This window comes from Nonomuraea sp. NPDC049784 (genome assembly GCF_040659615.1).
Lineage (GTDB): Bacteria > Actinomycetota > Actinomycetes > Streptosporangiales > Streptosporangiaceae > Nonomuraea.
This window is the reverse complement of sequence record NZ_JBFAMX010000055.1, coordinates 19314-34165: the sequence shown is the minus strand read 5'-3', so window position 1 is coordinate 34165 and position 14852 is coordinate 19314. Positions and strand designations below refer to the sequence as shown.

General features: G+C 69.1%; 17 protein-coding genes. 4 read left to right on the top strand and 13 right to left on the bottom strand.

From position 1 onward, the window contains the following. Nucleotides 1–805, bottom strand: an 805-nt coding sequence (locus AB0J09_RS15220; RefSeq protein WP_360690220.1) for an adenosylhomocysteinase, incomplete at its 3' end; no start/stop codon positions are given. 104 nt (nucleotides 806–909) lie between these two features. Here AB0J09_RS15220 and AB0J09_RS15215 point away from each other — a divergent pair. Further along, nucleotides 910–1248, top strand: coding sequence for a MerR family DNA-binding transcriptional regulator (locus tag AB0J09_RS15215; protein ID WP_360690218.1), 339 nt, complete (start codon nucleotides 910–912; stop codon nucleotides 1246–1248). 134 nt (nucleotides 1249–1382) lie between these two features. On the opposite strand, the gene AB0J09_RS15210 is transcribed toward AB0J09_RS15215, so the two are convergent. Further along, entirely contained in the window at nucleotides 1383–2459 is a 1077-nt protein-coding gene (locus tag AB0J09_RS15210; protein ID WP_360690216.1) for an alpha/beta hydrolase-fold protein, read from the bottom strand. A 76-nt stretch (nucleotides 2460–2535) separates the two neighbouring features. Between AB0J09_RS15210 and AB0J09_RS15205 the strand changes: the two genes are divergently transcribed. Then, nucleotides 2536–4242 (top strand): phosphatidylglycerol lysyltransferase domain-containing protein, encoded by a 1707-nt coding sequence (locus tag AB0J09_RS15205; RefSeq protein WP_360690214.1) that lies wholly within the window; start codon nucleotides 2536–2538, stop codon nucleotides 4240–4242. Nucleotides 4243–4283: 41 nt separating this feature from the next. Here AB0J09_RS15205 and AB0J09_RS15200 read toward each other — a convergent pair whose 3' ends face one another. From AB0J09_RS15200 to AB0J09_RS15180, 5 genes are all read right to left on the bottom strand, one after another. Then, entirely contained in the window at nucleotides 4284–5237 is a 954-nt protein-coding gene (locus tag AB0J09_RS15200) for a cation diffusion facilitator family transporter (protein WP_360690212.1), read from the bottom strand. A gap of 49 nt (nucleotides 5238–5286) precedes the next feature. Beyond that, nucleotides 5287–6396, bottom strand: a complete 1110-nt coding sequence (locus AB0J09_RS15195) for an SIS domain-containing protein (RefSeq protein ID WP_360690210.1) — start codon at nucleotides 6394–6396, stop codon at nucleotides 5287–5289. After that, nucleotides 6393–6560: a Trm112 family protein gene (locus AB0J09_RS15190; protein ID WP_360690208.1), complete on the bottom strand. Its 168-nt coding sequence runs from the start codon at nucleotides 6558–6560 to the stop codon at nucleotides 6393–6395. The genes AB0J09_RS15195 and AB0J09_RS15190 overlap by 4 nt, the downstream gene beginning before the upstream one ends. Next, nucleotides 6557–7906, bottom strand: coding sequence for a phosphomannomutase/phosphoglucomutase (locus tag AB0J09_RS15185; RefSeq protein WP_360690206.1), 1350 nt, complete (start codon nucleotides 7904–7906; stop codon nucleotides 6557–6559). Before AB0J09_RS15185 ends, AB0J09_RS15190 begins: the two co-directional genes overlap by 4 nt. Before the next feature lie 205 nt (nucleotides 7907–8111). Continuing rightward, nucleotides 8112–8480: a DUF3499 domain-containing protein gene (locus AB0J09_RS15180; RefSeq protein ID WP_106236645.1), complete on the bottom strand. Its 369-nt coding sequence runs from the start codon at nucleotides 8478–8480 to the stop codon at nucleotides 8112–8114. Between the two features lie 327 nt (nucleotides 8481–8807). Between AB0J09_RS15180 and AB0J09_RS15175 the strand changes: the two genes are divergently transcribed. Beyond that, nucleotides 8808–9248: a metallopeptidase family protein gene (locus tag AB0J09_RS15175; protein WP_360690203.1), complete on the top strand. Its 441-nt coding sequence runs from the start codon at nucleotides 8808–8810 to the stop codon at nucleotides 9246–9248. Between the two features lie 201 nt (nucleotides 9249–9449). On the opposite strand, the gene AB0J09_RS15170 is transcribed toward AB0J09_RS15175, so the two are convergent. Together AB0J09_RS15170 and AB0J09_RS15165 are read right to left on the bottom strand one after the other, a co-directional pair. Then, nucleotides 9450–10025 (bottom strand): GNAT family N-acetyltransferase, encoded by a 576-nt coding sequence (locus AB0J09_RS15170; protein WP_360690201.1) that lies wholly within the window; start codon nucleotides 10023–10025, stop codon nucleotides 9450–9452. Between the two features lie 307 nt (nucleotides 10026–10332). Further along, nucleotides 10333–11478, bottom strand: a complete 1146-nt coding sequence (locus AB0J09_RS15165) for an FAD-dependent monooxygenase (RefSeq protein ID WP_360690199.1) — start codon at nucleotides 11476–11478, stop codon at nucleotides 10333–10335. A 58-nt stretch (nucleotides 11479–11536) separates the two neighbouring features. Here AB0J09_RS15165 and AB0J09_RS15160 point away from each other — a divergent pair, with 58 nt between their 5' ends. Further along, nucleotides 11537–12115 (top strand): TetR family transcriptional regulator, encoded by a 579-nt coding sequence (locus AB0J09_RS15160; protein WP_360690196.1) that lies wholly within the window; start codon nucleotides 11537–11539, stop codon nucleotides 12113–12115. 129 nt (nucleotides 12116–12244) lie between these two features. Here the strand turns inward: AB0J09_RS15160 and AB0J09_RS15155 are convergent, their stop codons facing one another. The 4 genes from AB0J09_RS15155 to AB0J09_RS15140 form a co-directional block, all read right to left on the bottom strand. Further along, nucleotides 12245–12550 carry a DUF1905 domain-containing protein gene (locus AB0J09_RS15155; protein ID WP_360690195.1) on the bottom strand — a complete coding sequence of 102 codons (306 nt, stop codon included), beginning with the start codon at nucleotides 12548–12550 and terminating at the stop codon, nucleotides 12245–12247. Nucleotides 12551–12575: 25 nt separating this feature from the next. After that, nucleotides 12576–12956: a VOC family protein gene (locus tag AB0J09_RS15150; RefSeq protein ID WP_360690193.1), complete on the bottom strand. Its 381-nt coding sequence runs from the start codon at nucleotides 12954–12956 to the stop codon at nucleotides 12576–12578. 154 nt (nucleotides 12957–13110) lie between these two features. Next, nucleotides 13111–13335, bottom strand: a complete 225-nt coding sequence (locus AB0J09_RS15145) for a hypothetical protein (protein WP_360690191.1) — start codon at nucleotides 13333–13335, stop codon at nucleotides 13111–13113. A 195-nt stretch (nucleotides 13336–13530) separates the two neighbouring features. Then, the gene (locus AB0J09_RS15140; protein ID WP_360690189.1) at nucleotides 13531–14841 is read right to left on the bottom strand and encodes a DUF5719 family protein; all 1311 of its coding nucleotides are present in this window, start codon (nucleotides 14839–14841) and stop codon (nucleotides 13531–13533) included. Nucleotides 14842–14852: the final 11 nt, after the last annotated feature.

Genomic DNA, 14852 nt, shown 5'->3' with positions numbered 1-14852 from the left:
CCTTGCCGACGTCGCCGTAGCCGCAGACCACGGCCACCTTGCCGCCGATCAGCACGTCGGTGGCGCGGTTGAGGCCGTCGATGACGGAGTGGCGGCAGCCGTACTTGTTGTCGAACTTCGACTTGGTGACCGAGTCGTTGACGTTGATGGCCGGGAAGAGGAGCTGGCCGTTCTTGTGCATCTCGTAGAGGCGGTGCACGCCGGTCGTGGTCTCCTCGGTGACGCCCTTGATGCTCTCGGCGATCGCGGTCCACTTCTTGTCGGCGCCGACCGTGCGGGTGAGCAGGTCGATGATGACGTGCCACTCCTCGGGGTCCTCAGCGGTGGCCGGCGGCACGGCGCCCGCCTTCTCGTACTCGGCGCCCTTGTGCACCAGCAGCGTGGCGTCGCCGCCGTCGTCGAGGATCATGTTGGGGGTGCTGCCGTCAGGCCACGTGAGGGCCTGCTCGGTGCACCACCAGTACTCCTCCAGCGTCTCGCCCTTCCAGGCGAACACCGGCACGCCCTGCGGGTCCTCAGGGGTGCCGTCGGGGCCGACGACCACCGCGGCGGCGGCGTGGTCCTGAGTGGAGAAGATGTTGCAGCTGACCCAGCGGACCTCGGCGCCGAGGGCGATCAGCGTCTCAATGAGGACGGCCGTCTGGATCGTCATGTGAAGGGAGCCCATGATCCTCGCACCGCGAAGGGGCTGTGAGGCCGCGTACTCCTTTCGGATCGCCATGAGGCCGGGCATCTCGTGCTCGGCGAGCCGGATCTCCTTGCGGCCGAAGTCGGCCAGTGAAAGGTCTGCGACCTTGAAGTCCATCGGGGTTCCCCTCGCGACGCGGATGGTTTGTCGGCAACGAGTTTAGGCGGCCCTTTGGTGGGGTCGCATCTTTAGGCGCACAAAGCTGACGCAAGAATGTAAGGATGCGCATCACAGAGGCCGCCAAGCGGCTCGGCATGTCCCCGCGAATGCTCCGATACCGGGAGGCACTTGGTCTGCTGCCACCGGTGCGGGAGCAGGGGGCGCACCGGCGGTTCGGTCCAGAGGAGCTGGCCGCGGTGGCGCAAGGGGTGGAGCTGGAGAAGCGGTTCGACGTCTCGCCGGCCGAGCTGGCGTTCGCGCTGCGGGCGCTGACCGAGCCCACGGTGGCGGCGGCCGTGCGGGACCTCGGGGTTCGGATCGGGCGCATCCAGGTGCCCCGCCGGGCACTGGACTTCGAGAAGGAGAAGGCGCTTCGCCTGCTCCGCCCGCCCGGCCGCTGACGCCTCAGCCCCTTACGGGCCCTCGCTCCTCTCGAGCGGCTTGATCCCACGTCCACCAGCGTGCCCCCACCCCCCATGCGCGGCCACCCGTAGAGGACCCCACTCCGCGCGGGAAACCCTCTGGCCGACCCCGCTCAGGCGGCCGGGGTGGCGAGCTGCTGGGCCAGCCAGGGCAGGGCCTGCGGGAGCTCCCGGTTCCAGGTGTTGAAGTTGTGGCCGCCGCTGGGCAGGAACAGCGACGACGCCCGCATCGGCGGCTTCACCGCGCCCAGGAACCGCACTGTCGCGGGGTAGTCGCTCTCGCCCTTCTTGCTGCTGGTGACGAGCACGTTCACGGGAGGCGCGGGCAGGTTCGCCAGCCGCCACATGAGGTCGTTGCGCTGCTCGACCGACTTGTCCCGCTGGAACAGGTCACCAGTGGTGCGGTCGATGATCGTCTTGAAGTAACCCGACAGCGAGACCGCCGCGGAGAACTGCTCGGGATGGCTCATGACGATCTTGAGTGCGCAGTAGCCGCCGGTCGAGCCGCCCAGGATCCCCCACGAGTCCCGTCCCGAGGCCACCCGGTAGTGAGCGATCACGTCCTGTTTGACATCGTTCGCGAAGTACGACTGCACCTGCGGCCCTCGCGGCACATCCACGCACTCGGTGTCGCGCGGCAGCACCACGCTGGGCCGCATCATGACCAGGATCGTGGGCTTGACCTGGCCCTCGGCGATCGCCTTCGCCATCCGCCCCGGCAGGTCGAGCCGGGTCATGAGGTTGCGGGGGTCGCCCGGGTAGCCGGTGAGGGCGATGATCGCCGGGAAGTGCTCCGTCTTGTGCTCCAGATACGCCGATGGCAGGAACACGTACGCCTCCTCACTCAAGCGCGTGGACTGGCCCGGCATGATCACCTGCTCGATCCGCCCGCCCGGCACCGGGCGGCTGCTGAGCACCTGCAGCCCCGTGGCGGCGATCGTGATCGGCGCCGTCGCCGTGTCGGTGCCCAGCAGGTCGCTCCAGGAGCTGTAGAAGCCGAAGTACGAGTTCGTCGCCAGCCCCAGGGCGGCCAGCGTGAGCACCTGGCAGGCGGCCAGCAAGCCCACCCGGCCCAGCACGGCCCGCCAGCTCCTCGCGCTCAGCCTCGGCCAGAGCCACACCGTCGCCACCAGCGCCACCACCGCGAGCACCGCCGTCGTGACCAGCAACCCGATTGAGGTGAGTCCCATGAGGTATGGAATACATGCCTGCGCGTAAGCACAGAGTTAACACGCTGATTACCACGCGGGGTCTTCAATGCGAGTTGTGAAGCGTTCCTGGATCCCTGCCGTCGCCGGTTACGCGTCGTTGGCGATCGGCCTTCTGGACATCGGCAAGGCCGTGTTCCCCCATTTCGAGCACACCAGGATGGGCGAGTGGTCCGACCTCTTGCCCGGCATCGTCTCGACCGTCGCCAGGGCATCCTCACTGGTCGTCGGCATCATGCTGGTGATGATCGCGCACGCGCTGCGCCGGGGGAAGGTGCGGGCCTGGCGCGCGGTCGTGGTCCTGCTGCCGGTGAGCGCCGTCATGAGCTTCGTCCACCTGCGCCCCACCTCGGCCGTGATCAGCCTCGCCCTGCTGGCCGTGCTGGTGGTGGGCAGGCGCGAGTTCTCCGCGCTCTCGGATCCGCGCTCGCGCTGGCGGGCCCTGGGCAACCTGCTCGTGCTCGGCGCCATCGACACGGGCCTCGGCTATGCGATCATCAGTGCCCGGCCCCATGTGCTCGCGGGCCATCCGAGCGTGCTCGACCGCCTCGAACACGTCTACCTGGGCCTTGTGGGAATCGAGGGACCGGTCACGTTCACCGTCGAGCGGGTCTCCGACCTGGTCTACTTCTCTCTGCTGGCGCTCGGAACGCTCACCGCCGTCACCACGCTCTACCTGGCCCTGCGCCCTGAACGCCCGGTCGCGGAGCTCACCGAGGACGACGAGCGGCGCCTGCGCGGCCTGCTCGCCCAGCACGGCGAACGCGACTCGCTCGGCTACTTCGCGCTGCGGCGGGACAAGAGCGTGCTGTTCTCCCCCTCGGGGAAGGCCGCCATCGCCTACCGGGTGGTGTCCGGGGTCATGCTGGCCAGCGGCGACCCCATCGGCGACCGCGAGGCCTGGCCCGCGGCGATCAAGGTGTTCATGAACGAGGCCAGGCGGCACGCCTGGGTGCCCGCCGTCATCGGCTGCGGCGAGACCGGCGGCGAGGTGTGGACCCGTGAGGCCAGGATGTCCGCGCTGGAGATCGGCGACGAGGCCGTGATCGACGTCGCCGACTTCACGCTGGAGGGCCGCGCGATGCGTAATGTCCGGCAGATGGTCAACAGGACCGAGCGGGCCGGCTACACCTGCCGCGTGCGCCGCACCGCCGACCTGACCGAGGAGGAGAGGGAGCGCATCCGGCAGGCCGCCGACTCCTGGCGCGGCACCCAGACCGAACGCGGCTACTCCATGGCGCTCGGCCGCTTCGGCGACCCTGTGGACGGCGACTGCCTGGTGTGCACCGCCCACAAGGACGGCGAGCTCAGCGCCGTGCTGCACTTCGTGCCGTGGGGACCGCACGGCATCTCACTCGACCTCATGCGGCGCGACCGCGACGCCGAGCCCGGGCTCAACGAACTGCTGATCGCCAAGACCCTCCAGGCTGCGCCCGCCCTGGGCATCAGGCAGGTCTCGCTGAACTTCGCCATGTTCCGCGCGGTCCTGGCCCGCGGGGAGCGCCTCGGGGCCGGCCCGGTGCTGCGCGCGTGGCGGGCGCTGCTGATCTTTCTGTCGCACTGGTTCCAGATCGAGTCGCTTTATCGGTTCAACGCCAAGTTCCGGCCGATCTGGGAGCCCCGCTTCGTGGTCTATCCGAACGCCCGCGACCTGCCGCGCATCGGGGTCTCGGCGCTGCAGGCCGAGGCGTTCATCACCCTGGGCGGCTCCCATTGGCTTCGTCTGCGCCTTCCCGGGCTGCGTCCGGCCCGGCTCACCTCATGACCCCGCCCCCCGTACTTCGGCGGGGTCCTTGAGTGAACGGCTCAGCTCGAGGTGGCCTCGGAGGGCGAGCCGGACGGGGTGGCGCGGAGACGGTCCAGGTCGGGCTCCAGGTAGATGACGCGGGCGATCGGCACGGCGTCGCGGATGCGGCGCTCGGCCTCGTCGATGCCATGTGCGACCTCGGCGGCCGTGTCGTCGCGAGCCACTGCGATCTTCGCCGCCACCAGCAGCTCCTCCGGCCCCAGGTGCAGCGTGCGCATGTGGATGATCCTGGCCACCTCGGGCGTGCTCTCCAGGGCGGTCCGGATCCGCGCCTCCATCTCGGGCGTGGCGCCCTCGCCGACGAGCAGCGACTTGGTCTCCATGGCCAGCACGATCGCGATCGCGGCCAGCAGCACGCCGATCATCAGGGTGCCGATGCCGTCCCAGACGCCGTCGCCGGTGATGACCGCCATCGCCACGCCGAAGAGCGCGAAGATCAGACCGAGCAGCGCGCCGAGGTCCTCAAGCAGGATGACCGGCAGCTCGGGCGACTTGGACCGGCGGACGAAGGCCACCCACGACTGCTTGCCGCGTAGCCCGTTCGACTCCTTGATCGCCGTACGGAACGAGAACCCCTCGGCGATGATCGCGAAGATCAGCACCGCGAACGCCCAGATCGGCGACTCCACCGCCTGCGGTTCGGAGATCTTGTGGACACCCTCGTAAATCGAGAACGCCGCGCCGATCGTGAACAGCACCACGGCCACCACGAAGGCGTAGAAGTAACGTTCGCGGCCGTAGCCGAAGGGATGCTCCTTGGTGCTGGCCCTGGCCGCCCGCTTGCCGCCGATCAGCAGCAGCACCTGGTTGCCCGAGTCGGCCACCGAGTGGATGCCCTCCGCCAGCATCGAGGAGGACCCTGTGAAGAAGGCGGCCACGAATTTGCACACGGCGATTGCCAGGTTCGCGGACAACGCCGCAATGATCGCTTTCGTTCCGCCGCTCGCGCTCACCGATCTTCTCCAGTCATAAAGATCACGTACAAAGGCCTGAAAAGGGATCCTATTGCGAAATTCTGGCCTTCAGCTCAGTGATCGCCGACACGGGGGTCGGATCGATGGCGTATCCCAGCGCCAGGTACGTGCTCGCGTAGTCGCCGAGCGCGATCAGCGTGGCCACCCGTTCCAGCGGGTGCACGCCCTCTGCCGTGAGCTCCGTCACCGGCACGTCGCGCTCGTTCGCGACCCGTATCGACGCCTCGCGGCGCCGCGCCACCTGAGGGTGTTCATCGACGTCGCGCAGCACGACGAGCCTGAGCGTGCGCCCGGCCGTGTCGGCGAAGATGTCGCGCTCGGCCAGCGGCCCCTCGAAGGCCGAGATCTGGTTGTGGTCGACCTCGGGCAGCTCGCCGTAGATGGCGGGATATTTCGCGTTCGTGTTGAGCTGGCAGGCCAGCCGGTACGCCGCCACCGCCGCCGCGGCCGACGACCCCCAGATCATCGGCACGCTCTCGGCCAGGTCCATGGCCAGCGACTTGCCCGGGTTGATGAACGACTCGCTGGACGGCCTGCACCGGTGTGCCATGTCCTCCAGCGTCTTGGCCACCCGTTCGAACAGCTCGGCGTCGGCCTGGACGAGCCGCAGCCCTGCCGCGGCCACGATGAGGGGCATGGCCAGCAGCCAGAGGTTCGCCCTGGACTGGCCGGTGATCGGCACCGGGACGTACGTCGCCGACGCCTGGGTGGCGATGGCCTCAAGCGGGGAGCCCGGAGCGCCCACGCCGAGCAGCGTGCAGCCGCGCCGCACGGCCTGGGTGGCGACGGACAGCGTCTCCTCGGCCGCACCGGAGCCGGAGACGGCGATGACCAGGTCGGTGGCGCCCACCCAGCCGGGGAGCTGGTAGGAGCGCAGCGGCACGATCGGCAGCGGCGCGCCGTTGCCGACGACCGCCGCGAGGATGTCGCCCGCGATGGCCGAGCCGCCCACGCCCGCGACCACGATGGCACGAGGGCGCCCGTGGCCGGTCAGGCGACCGACGACCTCGGCCTCGACGGCGGTGCGGTAGCCGGTGCGTACGTGGGCCGCTGACGCGGCGACCGCCGGCAGCATCCCGCCCGGATCGGCCTCGCTGAGGTGACGCTGGTCGTCGAGCCGCTCGGGCTCCCAGGTCACGGCTTCCTGGCCTCGTCGACGAGCAGGACGGGAATGTCATCCCGTACCGGATAGATCAGGCCGCAGCCCGTGCAGGCCAGCTCCTCGGTCTCGGTCTCGGCACGCAGAGGAGCCTTGCACGCCGGACAGGCCAGGATCTCCAGCAGCCAGTCGTCGATCTTCACTCTGACACCCTTCCCACGATGGCGAGGACCTCGTCCCTGATCGCCTTCATCTCGGTCTCGTCGGCCGCCTCGGCGTTCAGCCTGAGCAGCGGCTCGGTGTTGGAGGCCCGGAGGTTGAACCACCAGCCGGGCCCGGTCACGGTCAGCCCGTCGAGCTCGTCGAACTCTCCCCGTCCGGTGAACGCCTCCCGCACGCGGCGCAACGCGTCGCCCTGGTCCGCCACGGCGCTGTTGAGCTCGCCCGAGGCGTGATAGCGGGAGTAGACCTCCAGCACCTCCGACAGCGGCCGCTCCTGCTCGCCGAGCGCGGCCAGCACGTGCAGCGCCGCCAGCATGCCGGAGTCCGCGAACCAGAAGTCACGGAAGTAGTAGTGAGCCGAGTGCTCGCCGCCGAAGACGGCTCCCGTCCGGGCCATCTCGGCCTTGATGAACGAGTGCCCGACCCGCGTACGCACGGGCACGCCGCCGTGCTCGCGCACGATCTCGGGAACCGCGAGCGACGTGATCAGATTGTGAATGATCGTCGCCCCCGGATATTTGGCCAGCTCCCGCGCCGCGACCAGTGCCGTGACAGCCGACGGGGAAACCGACTCTCCACGCTCGTCGATCACCCAGCACCGGTCGGCGTCGCCGTCGAACGCCAGCCCGATGTCGGCCCCGCTCTCGACCACGGCCCGCTGGAGGTCGACGAGGTTCTGTGGCTCGATGGGGTTGGCCTCGTGGTTGGGGAAGTCGCCGTCCAGCTCGAAGTAGAGCGGGGTCAGCTCGATCGGCAGGCCCTCGAACACGGCGGGCACAGTGTGTCCGCCCATGCCGTTGCCCGCGTCCACGACGACCTTGAGCGGCCTGATGCGCGTGAGGTCGACGAGCGTGCGCAGGTGGTCGGCGTAGCCCTGCAGCAGATCCTTCTCGATCAACGACCCGCTGGGCGTGGCGGCGACCCCCACCAGCTCGGCGGCCCTGTCGCGGATCTCGCGCAACCCCGTGTCGCCGCCGATCGGGACGGCACCGGACCGGCACATCTTCATGCCGTTGTAGCGCGCGGGGTTGTGGCTGGCGGTGAACATCACGCCGGGCAGCCCAAGGCTCCCGCTGGCGTAGTAGAGGAGATCGGTGGAGCCGAGCCCCGCGTGCACCACATCGGCGTCTCGCGAACGGGCGCCCCGGATGAACGCGTCGGCCAGCGGCACGGACGACTCGCGCATGTCGTGCGCGACGACGACGGACTCGGCCCCCGTGACTTCGACGAAGGCCGCCCCTACGGCCTCGGCGGTCGGCTCGTCGAGCTCATCGGGCACCACCCCGCGAACGTCGTACGCTTTGAAGATCTTGGCGAGGTCGCCCACTCTCCAGCTCCGCCCCTAGGTCGTTTCTCCGTGCTCATCGAGCGTCTTTCGTCAGCTTAGCGATCCTGGGCAGGACATAGGGTCCCCGAACGTTTCCCATCATCGCGGGAGGGCAGGGGCGTGCCGGCCGGGATCGCTCTCTGATCAGCGGCACGTGTCCGGCCTCAGTCGCGTGACGACCGAGGCACGCCTGGAGTCGCGCGGCCTACCGGTCGCGGTGCTGCTGGGCCGACCGCAGAACGCGCAGATGGCCCCTGCGGCCGACTTCGACGCCCTGACCGACCGGCTCACCGCCACCGGACGGCGTGGGCCGCGCGGCCTCTCTGACCGCGTTGGCCAGCGCCTCGAGATCGTCGGAACTCGGGGAGGCACCGTCCGTGGGCAGCCGTACCACCTCCCAGCCGCGGGGAGCGGTCAACCGCTCGGCGTGTTCGGCGCACAGGTCGTAACAGTGTGGCTCCGCGTACGTCGCCAGAGGGCCGAGAACAGCGGTCGAGTCGGCGTATACGTACGTGAGCGTGAAGACGGCAGGCTGACTGCAGGCGGTGCGGGAACAGCGGCGGACGGGGCTCACGGAGGGACCGTATCTGGTAAGAGTGCGAGGCGCCACTATCTGAGCGCTCTTAACGAGCGTGTCGCCACAATTCGGACACCTGTCGCAGCCTTTCCACCCACATGCCCCGAAGACTCCAGACCCGGAAACCCCGAAATCAACGGGCGATCACGTCTCCTCGGCACGGCGCGCGAGCCCTATTCCGGGCATACGTTCCACATCATCTCCACTGCCCGCAATCCACCTCCTTGCGACCCCGTCACAGACGACCGCTGCAACGCGGAAACATGCATTTCGGGATGACACCACTCCCCAGAGCCACCGGCCGAGACCCTTAGACTTGCTGTCGTGACTCAGAAGCGCGGTCCCAGACGGCGCGATCGCCACGGTCGCGGCCTCCGCGGCCCGCTCGCCCCCTCCCACGTGCCCATGGCCAAGTCCCGCAGCGAACGCTTCGACGATCTCGTGCTGGACGCGGTGGACCGGCTACGCCCCCGCTGGGAGCGCCAGCTGTCGGCCGTGGAGTTCGCGGTGGAGGAGGTCCCACCGCTCAGCGAGCTGGGCGACGGGCCCAGTCTGAGCTCGGACCCGATCCCGTTCGGCCGCGCGGACGCGGCAAGCGGCCAGAAACCGGCGTCGATCGTGGTGTACAGGCGGCCGCTGGAGGCCAGGGCAAGAGACCGGGACACCCTGGGCGCCATGGTCCACGACACGGTGGTGGAACAGGTGGCCACCCTCCTGGGCCTCTCCCCGGAAACCGTCGACCCCGGCTACGACGACCGCGGCTGACCCCGGCCCAACCGCACGGTCCTCCGCATGGGGTGACGCTTCGCGCAAGTCGGGTCCCCGCGCCCCTCGGACGCAACCCCGATCACCACACGGCTAAAGATGCCCGACCATGCAGCTCATGAGTTGAGCATGCTCTAGAAGCTGGATGACGCTCCTGCGTCCGGTAGTCAGGCAGAGCGGGAACGTGCTGTTTGCCAGTGATCAAGAATCATTGGTGGCGTTCGTCCGCACGTGCAGGTGCCCCTCGGTTGGGAAGACGGGGAGCTGGGCTGGAAGTACGGAGCACAGGACGTATCGGCATTTCTCTGCCACGCGGCAGGAGCCATGGTTGGCCGAGGCATGAAGCAGGTCGAGGCGGGCCAGAGGCATCACGCGCTGCGAGCCCAGCGCCCACCGCGACACGGCCTCAAGGGCGCGGGGAGCGATTCCTCGGCCTCGGGCCTCAGCCGATGTCCAGTAACCCACCTCTGCCGAGGCACTGTTGGGATCGACGTCTCCCTTGACCACAACGTGGCCGACTGGATGGCCGGCATCACTCGTGTCGCCGCCGCACTCCAGAATGGCGAAGCTGAATCGGACGCCGGCCGCCCACCCTTCGTTCTGATCATCGATCCATCGACGGGCGTCTGCCTCGCTGACCAGGGAAGTGGTCAACCAGCGACGCAGGAGTGGATCACGATGAGCCGTCACGAGAGCCACCGCATCCTCAGCGCGCCACGGTCGAAGACACAATGCCGACGCGGACACAGTGGCTTCTACGGACAGCATGACGGTCATAAGGATCCTTGAGCGCAATATGGAGACAGCGCACTATTTCATACTGAAGTCCCCGCTCCCGGGTGAAGCGTCGGAGCTGACGTCTCATGGACAGGTGCGTTGGCAATCCATCGACCGGTCCCCCAGCACTGGTGCAGCGCCGCGTTAGTCCTTGAGGACTTGCTGCCAGGCCGCAGGCGCGGTCCAGCGCCTCTTCCGGGCTTCCGGCGTGGAATCCGGAGAGCTGGTAGCCGTCGCGGCCGGCCAGCCGGTCCACTCCGGCCTGATCGCCGACCTTGAGCAAGGCCACTACTTTCACGCCGCTGCACTAGGCGTGCCAGAGGGCGGCAAGCTGCCGGGTGGCCAGTCGGGACGGTATGGCGCGTAGCAACATGTCGCGCAGCCACGCGGCGATGCCGGTCTGGGAGGTCAGCCGCGATTGCCGGGACGCCGCCTGCATGATGCGGTTGGCGCTGGGCCTGCGCTCGGCGTCGTAGCGCAGGAGCCGCTGGGCGACGTCCGACGGCTCGGCATTGGTCAGGTGGCGGGTTAGTACGGCCGCGTCTTCGAAGGCCTGGCTGGCGCCCTGGCCGAGGTCGGGTGGCATGGCGTGCGCGGCGTCGCCGAGGAGCGCGATCCTGCCGGCCGCGAACGAGGGCAGGGGTTCGGCCAGGCGGGCGATCGGGTCGACGTAGATGTCGGCGGGTGGGGTGGCCTCGATCAGTGCTGTGACGAGGGGGTGCCAGTCGGCCATCAGGGACAACATCTGCCGGCGGGCCTCGTCCGCGCCGGGCGGCGTGCCGTGCAGGACGGAGTCGGTGAACCAGTACAGGCGGTCCTCACCGACGGGGAACAGGCCGAACATCGCCCCACTGCGGCGGTCGACCAACTGGCTGGCGAGCAGGTCCGGTGCCAGGCCGGGAGGACGGGGCAGCATGCCGCGCAGGTCCATCCGGCCGGTCCGCCGCAGCCCGGGGTGGCCGGGAAAGAGCTGTGCGCGCAGCTTGCTGGCGATGCCGTCGGCCGCGATCACAGCGTCCGCTCTCGCGACGGGGTTTCCGTCGCTGATCACGGTCACCTCGGTGGGGTCGGGCTCCAGGCGCTCGACCGGGGTCGCGGTTCGCACCAGGTCGGGGGGCAGCGGGGCGCGTAGTGCCCGGTGCAGTTCCGCTCGGTCGATGATGGCGGGCGTCCCGACCTCCTGCTGTGCCTGGATCGGATCGGTGATCAGCAGCGGCCGTCCGCGCCAGTCCCGCAACCCCGCGCGGGTCGCATGCATGACGTGCCCGCGAACGTCTTCAGCCAGCCCCAGCGCGTCCAGCGCGCGGAGCCCGTTGGGCATGACCACGATCCCGGTGCCCGCTTCCCGGAGCTCGGCCCCCCGTTCGAAGAGTGTCACCTCGTGGCCCAGGCGATGCAGCCCCACCGCGGCCGCCACTCCTCCCAGCCCGGCGCCGACCACCACGATCCTCATGAGACCTCCTCGCCGTTTACTACGATCGTACTAGTACGACTATTGGTAGCATGGCCGTATGCCGCCCACCAATCCGGCCCGTCGCCAAGCTCTGGCCGATGCCGCCATCGAGCTGCTGGCGTCCTCGGGCGTGCACGGACTGACCCATCGCGCGGTGGAGAAGGCAGCGGACCTCCCGACGGGAACGGCCTCGAACTACTTCCGCAGCCGGGAAGCGCTGCTGGTGGCCGCCGCCGAGCGCATCGCCGAGCTGCATCACGCCGACACCGACCGGGCCATCGAGCAGCCCACGACGCTGGTCGACCTGCTGACGGAATCGCTGCTCACAGCGGCGACCACCCTGCGCACCCGCTATCTGGCGATCTTCGAACTGCAACTGGAGGCCGCGCGCCGGTCGGCGCTCGCCTCGGCGCTCGCGGGCCTGCAGGACACGGCGCTGCAAGTCACCGCCGGGCACCACGACAAACTCGGCCTCACCATTCCACGCGAGAAGATCCCCGCCCTGATCGCGCTCTACGGGGGTGCGCTGTTCACCCTGGTCAGCGCGCCGCCAGGGAGCGTCAGCAGGGACGTCGTACAGAACGTGGTTCAGGTCATCGTGTACGGGTGTGCTGACGCATCCAGAGATGCGTCGTAACCACGCCCATCATCAGCGAGCCCGCCGGTCAGTAAGCCGTCACGAGAACGGCTCATCCGCCGGGGCGGTGTGGACGGTTCAGCCTGCCAGTGGCAGTGCTTCCAGTCGAGTCCGTCGGCTTCCAGTGTGCTACTTGATCCGTTCGAGCAGATGAACGGTGACGCTGTCCCCCGCCTCCTTGCCGATCAGCTTCCGGAGGTCGCTCTTCACGGGCAGCATGTGCGTTCCATCGCCCAGTGGCATGAAGGAGCTCTGGAACGGGTGACCATCGATGGTCCCCCGGATCTTCACCAGTCCCCGAGTCCCGAAGAGCTCGGCGGAGCCGGCCATCACCACATACGTCCACGCCCCCTTGTCGGCGCTCGTCACCAACGTCGTGGTGAACTCCTTGTCGAGCTCGCGAGCCACGTCGTTCGCTCGTGCGACAGCACTCATCGCGGGTTCTCCTCTCCCCTATCGGCTATTCGACGATCTCGAGCCCGTTGCCGTCCGGGTCGCGCAGGGCGAACATCGGCGGGATGCCCTCCCACATCAGCAGCTCGCCCACGTCGACCCCGCGTGCCACGAGCTCCTTGTGCAGGGAGGCAGCGTCCGCCGTGGTGAGCCGGATGCCCGTCTCGACGCCGACGGTCTTCCCGGGGGCTGCCGGGAGGAGTGCGATCGAGGTCGCTCCCGGCGGCGCGACCTCGATCCATCGCCCACCCAGCTGCTCTACGGGCGCGTCCAGCCGCTTCTCCAGCCCCAGCGTGCCCACGTAGAACTCGACCGCGCGATCCTGGTCGGTGACGGGGACACCGATGGTCCTGACGCCGGTGATCGCGGTCCTCACTCGCTCGCCCACTTCGGGCCTCCTGTCGTTCGGCTCACTTGGTTGGACTCGCGAGCCGCCCGAAACTCATCGCGGGGCCGAGGTGCTATCTCGGCCCCGCGGATCGTCTTCGAAGAAACCCATCAAGATGGCCGCCGGTTCGTGGGTAGCCGGACCTTACCGGCGGTCATGACGCGTCCCTTTCCGCGTGCTGGTGGCGGATGGTGAGCGTGTTCCACAGCAGTACGGCTTTGGCGTAGACGCCTCTGCCGGTCTCCTCGTAGCCGTCGCCCGCTCGGCGCAGGATGAAGTACTGGCCGGCTTCGGAACACAGCTGATACTTGTCGCAGCAGGACACTGCGACCACCCGCAGGCGCGGGCCATGTGGGATGTGCGGTTCCCAACGGTGCATTCAGCTCACTCTCGGGACGCGGCGGCAGGACCGATTGGTATGGGGCGCCGCCGCGCCTGCTCAGGAAGCGGTCGTTTTAAGCCTCTGGTGGATGGGATTTGGTCCTCCGGGATGAGACGGGATATGGGATGTTCCCAGGCACGACGTTGCATCCGTGTGCGTTGAACCAGTCCGCTGGGCGCACGACTCGCGCTGTCAAGGCGCGACGACGCGGGCGGTGTCGGTCAAGGGTGGGAGGAGTGTCCACATTCGGGCTGGGGCCAGGGGTTGGGCCGTGATCAGGAGGCCGGTCTTCAGGCGGTCCTCCACCACCCTCGCCCCGTACACCTCCCCGGACACCGGAGTGACCGCCAGCGCGAAATCACCCTTCGCCTTGAGCTTGACGTTCTTGGTCCGGCCCTCCCGCAGCTCCACCTCGAACGGCTTGTCCGGCGTCCCCTTCCCCGGCATCACCTGGACCCGTACCTTGCCCGGTCCTCCGAGCGCGGTGAGCACCAGTCGTGTGCCCGCGCCGTTGCGGGCCACCGTGCTGCCCAGGTCCAGGGGTGGGGTGCCGGCGGTGAAGGCGACGTCGGAGCGCTCGCCCGTGCCGGTGATGATCAGACCGGCCACGATCGGGGTCGAGGACGTCAGCACCAGGGCCGCAGAGGAGCCGCCCACGCCCGTGGTGACGTCCAGGGAGACCACGCTTCCCGCGGGCACGTCCAGGGACTCGCGGCCCTTCATGGCGTACTGGGCGTCCTCGCTCACCGCTTTGATCCGCACCAGAGCGTCGGCCTCGCCGGGCGCCGCGACCAGGAGCTCGCGGCGGCCGCCTCCTCCGGGGATTCCGGGTACGACGACGCGGGTGGCGGGCGGGGCGGCGGCGGGTAGCCAGTCGACGCCTCCGGTCTCCAGGGTGGTCCTGGCGACCACCGCGAGCCGGCCGAAGACGGTGGTGACGCTCACCGCCATGATGTCCGCTGACGGGGCGAGGGTCTTGAGGTCGATCTCCCGGTGTTCACCTGGCGCGATCTCCAGCCCCGTGCCCTTGTCGCCCGAGATCGGCCCCTCCGCCGCGTAGACCTGTACGTCCGCGAGAGCCGGCGCCTTGTCGGCGTTCGTGAGGTGCAGGCGCACGTCGGCGTTGGCGGGCCCGGGGCCCACCAGCCAGGTCGCGGGAGCGGGCTCAGTACAGCGGACTCCCGAGAGGCCGCGCTCCGCGCCCTCGGTGACGCGGGTGAGGTAGCCGGCCTCGAGCCCGGCGGGGCCGTTGGTCACGTACGGCTTTGTGTTCGTCACCTTCTCTTGGGTCAGCGTGCCGGGCAGGTAGACGCTGACCTGCTCGCCCTTGAGACCTGGGCATACGGCGGTGACCGACGCGACGGGCACCTTCCGAGGTCCCTGCTGCGACGGCGCGTGCGCCGGAGGGGCCGGTCTGGTGACGAACGCGACGCCGTACAGGGCCGCCAGAGCGACGACGACCAGCGCCAGCAGTCCGAACCGGTTCTCCACGAAGGCCTTCATGATCCACCACC

Bases quoted from the DNA above. Each gene is read 5' to 3' on its own strand.
- AB0J09_RS15215 (WP_360690218.1), top strand. From the start codon at position 910: ATGCGCATCACAGAGGCCGCCAAGCGGCTCGGCATGTCCCCGCGAATG.
- AB0J09_RS15210 (WP_360690216.1), bottom strand. From the start codon at position 2,459: ATGGGACTCACCTCAATCGGGTTGCTGGTCACGACGGCGGTGCTCGCG.
- AB0J09_RS15170 (WP_360690201.1), bottom strand. From the start codon at position 10,025: ATGACCGTCATGCTGTCCGTAGAAGCCACTGTGTCCGCGTCGGCATTG.
- AB0J09_RS15165 (WP_360690199.1), bottom strand. From the start codon at position 11,478: ATGAGGATCGTGGTGGTCGGCGCCGGGCTGGGAGGAGTGGCGGCCGCG.
- AB0J09_RS15160 (WP_360690196.1), top strand. From the start codon at position 11,537: ATGCCGCCCACCAATCCGGCCCGTCGCCAAGCTCTGGCCGATGCCGCC.
- AB0J09_RS15155 (WP_360690195.1), bottom strand. From the start codon at position 12,550: ATGAGTGCTGTCGCACGAGCGAACGACGTGGCTCGCGAGCTCGACAAG.
- AB0J09_RS15145 (WP_360690191.1), bottom strand. From the start codon at position 13,335: ATGCACCGTTGGGAACCGCACATCCCACATGGCCCGCGCCTGCGGGTG.
- AB0J09_RS15140 (WP_360690189.1), bottom strand. From the start codon at position 14,841: ATGAAGGCCTTCGTGGAGAACCGGTTCGGACTGCTGGCGCTGGTCGTC.